Source organism: Pantoea sp. AN62 (assembly GCF_050432985.1).
In the GTDB taxonomy this organism is placed as follows: Bacteria; Pseudomonadota; Gammaproteobacteria; order Enterobacterales; family Enterobacteriaceae; genus Pantoea; species Pantoea brenneri.
This window is the reverse complement of the sequence record NZ_JBNPYB010000037.1, coordinates 1-6,368: the sequence shown is the minus strand read 5'-3', so window position 1 is coordinate 6,368 and position 6,368 is coordinate 1. Positions and strand designations below refer to the sequence as shown.

Here is a 6,368-nt window from a genome sequence, read left to right as displayed (position 1 = left end):
ACCTTATCAGGAAATCAGCTTCTGATGCCTATGACGTAAGTTACTTCAAAGTTACTTTGCCCAAACAAGCCTGTGAAGACGGCGTAGGAAATCTCAGCTTTTCCCCATTATCACATGACGGCCCCGGCGCGTTTACATCTGAGTATGTATCAGAGGGAGCCTCTGTAGGTGCGAACATCGGCGACCATCTGTGTAACGCATTAAAAAACTAATTAGCTTTAACCGGCTTTGACTACTTTCAGCTTTTCGAAATGACTAAGGGATGACATGAAAAAGATCGCGTTACTTCTGGCGCTATTTTCCGGCGGCGCTATGGCTAACTCTGCTTTTTGCACAGGGTTTGAAGAGGGCTACAAGATTGTTAAGGGTGACATGGTCATTGTCCCGATCTGCCCGATTGAACCGATAACGCCTATCGGCAGCAACTCCTACCGTGAAGGCATCAAAGCGGGAATGGAAGCCGCTCAGCGAGGGTAATGCTGTGAGCGAAAAGAAAAGAAGCGCGCTGGCTGACTGGTACGCGGATCTCAAGCGAGGACAACGCATATTCGTTTATGTATGCGCTATCGTCCTGCCGTGGTTCGTGGGTGTAGTGACGAAGTACAGTGATTTTCGCTGGCTGTGGGCTGTGTCGTTTCTGCCCCTCGCGTTGTTGATCTATCTCCAGCTTGGGAAGGCAAAACCAGGCAAGTGATTGACGCCTGACCCGTTTCCGGGGCATTATCACAGGCAAAGAAAAAGCCGCCTTTGCGGGGCGGCTTATTCAGAGGAAGTTTAGGATTGGCGTCCTTAGACTTCCGTGGTAACGAGTTCGGGGGAACATCGAAACCAAATCTGTTAAAACAGTGTAGCCCACTCCAGGCCAACACTTCAACCCCTCAAGGTTGTAAACATTTCAGTTGTTCCCCTTCTTGAACTCTTCGCCCCTATGATGGGGGGGAGACGTGACGACAGCCCATCATTTGTATCCTGCTACTGGCGTGAGAGAGTTTCACTAACAGCAGACCCCGTATGAGTTGCATCAGTACACCTATGTAAAGTGCTTAGATTGGGCAATCATTGCGATCCCTTGAGTGCGTTCCGGTGCTGATGTGGTAGACCAGGGGAAGTGGTGCATAGTGGTGCATACGGTCTACAGGGAGAGTCCCACGGATGATCTCCTACGTTTGATAGCGGTTATACCTGGCTCCGATTGCCATATTCGCTATGAGGCGTTAACACTGCCTCCTGATTGAGTTCAGGGGGTGAGTTGTTGACGTTCTCCAGGGTTTCCCTTCACCAATTGCCATTTTGCAAAAGGAGTGCCAGCGATGAGCAACAAGCTTATCTATCAGGGATTATCGAAAGAAGATAAAAAGGTTTTGAAGCAGGCGATCAAGAGCGGCCATCGTATTGAAGCGCGCTTCACCGACAGCATGACCCCTAAGCAACGTAAGTTACTCGATCAAGTTGTTGCTGAGCGCCAAAGCAAGATTGAAGAAAAAAAGAAACGTTGGTTGAACAGCATTGAAGGCCGGGACTGGATACAAGACAAGGAAGAGGAGCTGGTACAGATGAAGATTGTGCTATCTGCTCTCGATAGGATCTGAGCATCGCGCCGGTTGATTATCTAAATTAGCTAATTTATAATATTTATCTAACTTAGATAAGGGTTAAGCTATGACAACTGAGCAGCAGATCTACAACAACATTAAAGAAGCCATCAACAAAGCGCCGCGTAACAAGCAAACCGTAGAAATGCATCTCCAGATGATTAAGTACGCGGATGATCTGAGAAACGTCACCGCTAAAGAGTTCTGTGAGGGTGCGGGCCTGAAACCCAGTTTTGGCACGGAGTTCAGCAAGATGCGTAACCTTACGGAGCGCCTGAAGTCTGCCGGACTCGATACCAGCAAACTGTAATATAAGGGGGCTTTGATGCTCCCTGTGTTGCCTGCATGGAGAATCTGCAAAGCTTTTAATAAAAAATCTAACTATCACTTATGTTATTATAACATTTGTTATAGTTTCTTATTGAGATCATTCTCATTCTGTGCTATAATAATCTTACAGCACCTTGTAAACCCTGCAATTTCAGTGCTCCGCTGTCTCATCCACCTACTCATTATTCCCAACTCAATCCATCTTATCTCTCTGCTGAGGGATCGGATTCGTTTGGCTTTTTGGAGGCAACCTGAAAAAGAAAATAGAAGAACTGTTAGCTAAATACGGCGTTCTTAGCACGCCAAACCGTATCTGGATTATTGCTCAACTGATGTGGCAAACAGACCTACAGACTGATGTTGAAGCATTATTCTCAGCCGCATCTGAATGCGGCCAAAGCAAATCGACCACATACCGCAATCTGGCATTGCTCCAACGTCACACCATTATTTCAATCCGTCGCGGCCAGAACGTCCGCTTAACCAAACTCAAAATGGAGATCTCTATCCTATGAAAGCAACCGTAAAAACCTACCTGGCAGAGTTGAAAAGCCGTCACCAAATCACTGACGAACAGCGCGAGCAATACGCTCAGAAGGCTGAGGATGTGTACCGCCACAGTGGGTACATAGCAAAGTATCCGGGCCTGACAGCCCATGACATTTGTCAGAAGCTCGTCGATCTACTTCCCCAGGGTTACACCTATCACTCTGTCCTCAATCAGGGTCTTTACAACGTACTCAGCATGACCAAACCGCAGGATGTTCAGGAGGCTGAAATAGCTGAATTCCGTGCTATGGCCGTGGCTAAAGTTGAAGAGCAGGCCGCCGCGAAAATCCAAGCCGAACTGGACGATTTTGTTGCTGAAGAAGAAGCGCGAGCCGTCGAAGCTGCCCAGCAAAAAGAGCGTGACCGTATCGCCCAGCTTAAAGCCGATCTGCTTGCAGAAATGGCTAAGTAACCGGGAGGCGTAATGAACGAGAGAGTCCAATACCGCAAAGTTCCCCTGTCTACTTTTCTCCTGCGTGACGCAAAGAAGTTTGCTGAAGAAAACAGCCTCACAATCACTCAAGCATTGTCCCTTCTTGTACGTCGAGGTCTCGACAAAGTGTGACAGATTTTCTGTCAAAAACTGCCCCGCAAACCTTGTCATTGCTGGGTTTTTACTGGGTTACAAAATGTCACGGTACGCGCGCGTAGAGCGGTAACCCTAATCATGATTTAGATAAAATAGGGGGTTCATTGTGTAGCAATGATTACTCAGGCTGCTCCGTGTGCGGTGCGCCACTTATAAGTAAAAGGGCTAAGACTTGCAGTCCTAAATGTCGCAAGGCTTTAAGCAGAAAGAAGAGTACTGGTCTGAAGGTTAGCTTCCTGCGATCTAAGACGTTTGAATACCTCATCAAGCAGTGCCGCCGCGCCGGTACGGTGCAGATCCTTGAAGGCTTTAAACCTGAAGATTTCATTACACTCCGTGAACTTCTGGCATTACGAGATAAAGCTCAGCCAAGCAGCAGTGATGCTGAGAAAGCCCGTTACCCGTGGAATATCTGTCACAGAGCCTCTGTTAAAAGCGGAGGGACAATCCATCCTGACAATCTGTTTGTTGGCGATGAAAGAAGGAACAAATCCCATAAAGAACATCTGAGCGTTGGCCGTCGTATCTCTGGAGAGATTTCGCCGCGCTGGAAGGTTTCTGAAAGTACGCCTCGCGATGAAGTCCAAGAGAAAATAATCCGTTATCTAAAACACCTGGGAATCTACGACGCGTGCTGCAAGATAACTGGATTCCAGTCCAGCTCTACTGCAAAGAAGCAGGCAACGTTGGAAGATCTCGACGCTAACTTGTCATTCAACAATACAGAACTTCTAACAACCAAAGAGTTGATCGGCTTATTACAGGCTAAAGGCGTTGAGGTTAGCTCCGGTTTTTACCGCAATCCGGGATTACCGGAGATAGTGGTATACGCGAAAGAAATCCAGCGTTGCTATCCAGCTGAACAAGATCTGATGACGTTTGGCATGGATATTTTGCGTCTGCTGGAAGGTATTCAGGCAACAGAGACAGATGACCTGTTCTTCTCGTTACACGATCTATTTCCTGCTGATTCCAGGCCAGCCTCCAAGTTCATTCCAACCGGTTACATCGAGTCCAGTTATAAAAACCCGATGGCAGCTTCAAGCTACTGCAAGCTCTTCTGTGATCTGGCATTCCAGCTATTACAGACAGGAACCTATGAGCGCGGGCAGTTAAACGAACTGTTGGAAGATTGGAGCGAGTATCAGTCAGGGTTTATGACCAGCCCATTTTAGATGGGCTATTTGCCCAGAAACGCTTAGCAGAGGCCGATCCTCGCCCTCTCAACCGTAAAAAAAATCAATTTTGGAGAAGAAATGAACAGTTTAAAGCTGAAAACCCGTATTGAAGACCAGCTTGGAGAGCACATTGAGATACTGGAAGGGATAATCCGTGATCCATTACTACCAGCAACGCAGCGGATAACCGCCATACGGCAGCTACAGTCAACTTTAAAGCTACTCGATAGAAAGGCAGAGCAGGAGGACACCAGCAAGCCTGGCAGTGAAGACGGTTCGTCTATGGAGGAAGAGAAGGACGAGAAGATAAGTGTCAGTGTGGGCTAAAAAGGAAAAATCCCCGCGCCAGCGAGGATCTTAATGAGGTTGAGTGGCGGCCATCATTGGCCCTCCAGCTCTTTCTTGATTCGGTAATATGTGGCACGGCTAATGCCCGCAGCTTTCATCACATCTTTCGGTGCAACATCCTTTGCAAGCAACGTTGCCACCATCTCTCGCGCCTCCTCATCCTTTGGCTTCCCGATGTATACGCCAGCGGCTTTTGCTTTCTCGATACCCTGAGCCTGACGCGCGCGGCGTGTCTCGTAATCCTGCCGGGCCATAGTCGCCAGCATATCGATCAGCATGGCGTTAACTGCCTTCATGATGCCGTCAATCATCGGGTTGATTGTCTCGCCAAGCATGTTCCATGAGGTGGGCAAATCCACTACCACCAGCTTCAATCCCTTATCCTGAATAGTCCGTTTCAATACATCCCATTGTGCAGCTTCCAGGCGACTGAGACGGTCGATAGACTCCACCAGCAACAAATCCCCTTCCTTACTTTCATCAAGCAACTGCATAAGTTGTACGCGCTCTAAACATGCACCAGAAGCGTTCTCTACGTACTCCTTTTCTACCTTCCACCCGTGCTCCGCTGCAAACTCTCGCAGTGCTGGCACAGCGCGTGAACTGTCCTGACCTTTCGTTGACGCCCGTGCATAAATCCGTGCATTCATTATCATTGTCTCTTTGAAGTTTCAAGCTATAACCCTAAAGATACAGCGCTATCTTTGTGTAGTCAATACTTAATTATTTAACCCTAAAGAGACAGTGTTCCGATGTGCCGTTGAGGTATACCCTATTGATACAAAGTATGAGATCGCCAGCGAGTCAAAGTTGCTGGCGAAAGTAAAAGTAACTTTGCTGTACGATATTTCCCACTTTCCTGGTGTGCCTATTACCCCCGGCTTTTTTCCGGCTTGACCGTGCGTCTAATGCACCGAGATCATTCTTCATAGCCGCCCGGATTGCCGGGTGTATACTTCACACCTTACACAGTGGTCCAGGCTGATATTTTCAAGGGGTATACAGTGCAGAAGACACAGCTCAATCTTACTGAGGCTGCGAAGGCGGTAGGGATTACGCGTAGAACACTCTACAACCATATCGCACAAGGGAAAGTGACTGTGTCACGCGATGGGAAAAATGCACGAGTGATTGATGCGTCGGAACTCATACGTGCTTACGGCAGTGTGAACTTGCCTGGGAAAGAGGTAAACACAGATTCACACCGTAAAAATACACAGTCCGATTTCCCAACTGAAGACCTGAAAGCTATGCGTGCGGAGCTGGCAGAGCTACGCGAGCTAATCCAGAACCAGCAGCAGCTTTTACTGGAAGATAAGCAGCAGCGCGAGCAGAAAAACGAGGCTGAAGAGCTGGAGCGGCAGCGCCTACAGCAGGAAGTTGCAGATCTTAAACAGCAGTTAGAAGCTGAGAAGAACAAGGGATTCTGGTCAAAGCTATTTAAGAATTAGGCGGGTTAAGACTATTCCTAATGGTCTGGTAGAATAGAGCCATCTTTGAAAGGGAGATTCCATGAAACAATACTTCTGGGCCGCCGCGCTGACTTTAGCCTCTATCAGTTCAAATGCTTTTGCTGATTCCAGCTCTTGGATGACAATTGGTGAATCTTCGGACAGCAACTATAAAGTCCTGGCTAAATCTTCAACTCTGAAGGTCGGGCCTAAAAACATCTCAGTACTGGTGCAATACCTTATCAGGAAATCAGCTTCTGATGCCTATGACGTAAGTTACTTCAAAGTTACTTTGCCCAAACAAGCCTGTGAAGACGGCGTAGGAAATCTC

10 protein-coding genes and 1 pseudogene are annotated in these 6,368 nt (G+C 47.8%); 10 read left to right on the top strand and 1 reads right to left on the bottom strand.

Annotated elements, in window-relative coordinates; all coding sequences use genetic code 11:
* The 8 genes and pseudogenes from FHW04_RS23335 to FHW04_RS23300 all read left to right on the top strand — a co-directional run.
* Nucleotides 1-212 (top strand): annotated as a pseudogene (locus FHW04_RS23335) (hypothetical protein); the annotation flags it as partial.
* Nucleotides 213-267: 55 nt separating this feature from the next.
* A complete protein-coding gene (locus tag FHW04_RS23330; RefSeq protein ID WP_089562590.1) occupies nt 268-477 on the top strand; it encodes a hypothetical protein in 210 nt (69 codons plus the stop codon).
* Between the two features lie 4 nt (nt 478-481).
* Entirely contained in the window at nt 482-694 is a 213-nt protein-coding gene (locus tag FHW04_RS23325) for a hypothetical protein (RefSeq protein WP_089562589.1), read from the top strand.
* Between the two features lie 616 nt (nt 695-1,310).
* Nucleotides 1,311-1,589, top strand: coding sequence for a hypothetical protein (locus FHW04_RS23320; RefSeq protein ID WP_179420112.1), 279 nt, complete (start codon nt 1,311-1,313; stop codon nt 1,587-1,589).
* Nucleotides 1,590-1,659: 70 nt separating this feature from the next.
* Entirely contained in the window at nt 1,660-1,902 is a 243-nt protein-coding gene (locus FHW04_RS23315; RefSeq protein WP_089562596.1) for an HTH-like domain-containing protein, read from the top strand.
* A gap of 531 nt (nt 1,903-2,433) precedes the next feature.
* Nucleotides 2,434-2,883 carry a hypothetical protein gene (locus FHW04_RS23310; protein WP_089562595.1) on the top strand — a complete coding sequence of 150 codons (450 nt, stop codon included), beginning with the start codon at nt 2,434-2,436 and terminating at the stop codon, nt 2,881-2,883.
* 467 nt (nt 2,884-3,350) lie between these two features.
* Nucleotides 3,351-4,235, top strand: a complete 885-nt coding sequence (locus FHW04_RS23305) for a hypothetical protein (RefSeq protein WP_143811596.1) — start codon at nt 3,351-3,353, stop codon at nt 4,233-4,235.
* Between the two features lie 81 nt (nt 4,236-4,316).
* On the top strand, nt 4,317-4,565 hold the full coding sequence (locus FHW04_RS23300; RefSeq protein WP_089562593.1) for a hypothetical protein: 249 nt from the start codon (nt 4,317-4,319) through the stop codon (nt 4,563-4,565).
* Nucleotides 4,566-4,618: 53 nt separating this feature from the next.
* Here the strand turns inward: FHW04_RS23300 and FHW04_RS23295 are convergent, their stop codons facing one another.
* The gene (locus FHW04_RS23295; RefSeq protein ID WP_089562592.1) at nt 4,619-5,236 is read right to left on the bottom strand and encodes a recombinase family protein; all 618 of its coding nucleotides are present in this window, start codon (nt 5,234-5,236) and stop codon (nt 4,619-4,621) included.
* 354 nt (nt 5,237-5,590) lie between these two features.
* Here FHW04_RS23295 and FHW04_RS23290 point away from each other — a divergent pair, with 354 nt between their 5' ends.
* Both FHW04_RS23290 and FHW04_RS23285 read left to right on the top strand, forming a co-directional pair.
* Nucleotides 5,591-6,037 carry a helix-turn-helix domain-containing protein gene (locus FHW04_RS23290; RefSeq protein WP_089562598.1) on the top strand — a complete coding sequence of 149 codons (447 nt, stop codon included), beginning with the start codon at nt 5,591-5,593 and terminating at the stop codon, nt 6,035-6,037.
* 61 nt (nt 6,038-6,098) lie between these two features.
* A partial coding sequence (locus FHW04_RS23285; RefSeq protein ID WP_429274155.1) for a hypothetical protein occupies nt 6,099-6,368 on the top strand: 270 nt, incomplete at its 3' end.

Excerpts from the sequence above, each read along its gene's own strand:
- FHW04_RS23320 (WP_179420112.1), top strand. The coding sequence starts at position 1,311 with ATGAGCAACAAGCTTATCTATCAGGGATTATCGAAAGAAGATAAAAAG.
- FHW04_RS23300 (WP_089562593.1), top strand. The coding sequence starts at position 4,317 with ATGAACAGTTTAAAGCTGAAAACCCGTATTGAAGACCAGCTTGGAGAG.
- FHW04_RS23330 (WP_089562590.1), top strand. The coding sequence starts at position 268 with ATGAAAAAGATCGCGTTACTTCTGGCGCTATTTTCCGGCGGCGCTATG.
- FHW04_RS23310 (WP_089562595.1), top strand. The coding sequence starts at position 2,434 with ATGAAAGCAACCGTAAAAACCTACCTGGCAGAGTTGAAAAGCCGTCAC.
- FHW04_RS23295 (WP_089562592.1), bottom strand. The coding sequence starts at position 5,236 with ATGAATGCACGGATTTATGCACGGGCGTCAACGAAAGGTCAGGACAGT.
- FHW04_RS23315 (WP_089562596.1), top strand. The coding sequence starts at position 1,660 with ATGACAACTGAGCAGCAGATCTACAACAACATTAAAGAAGCCATCAAC.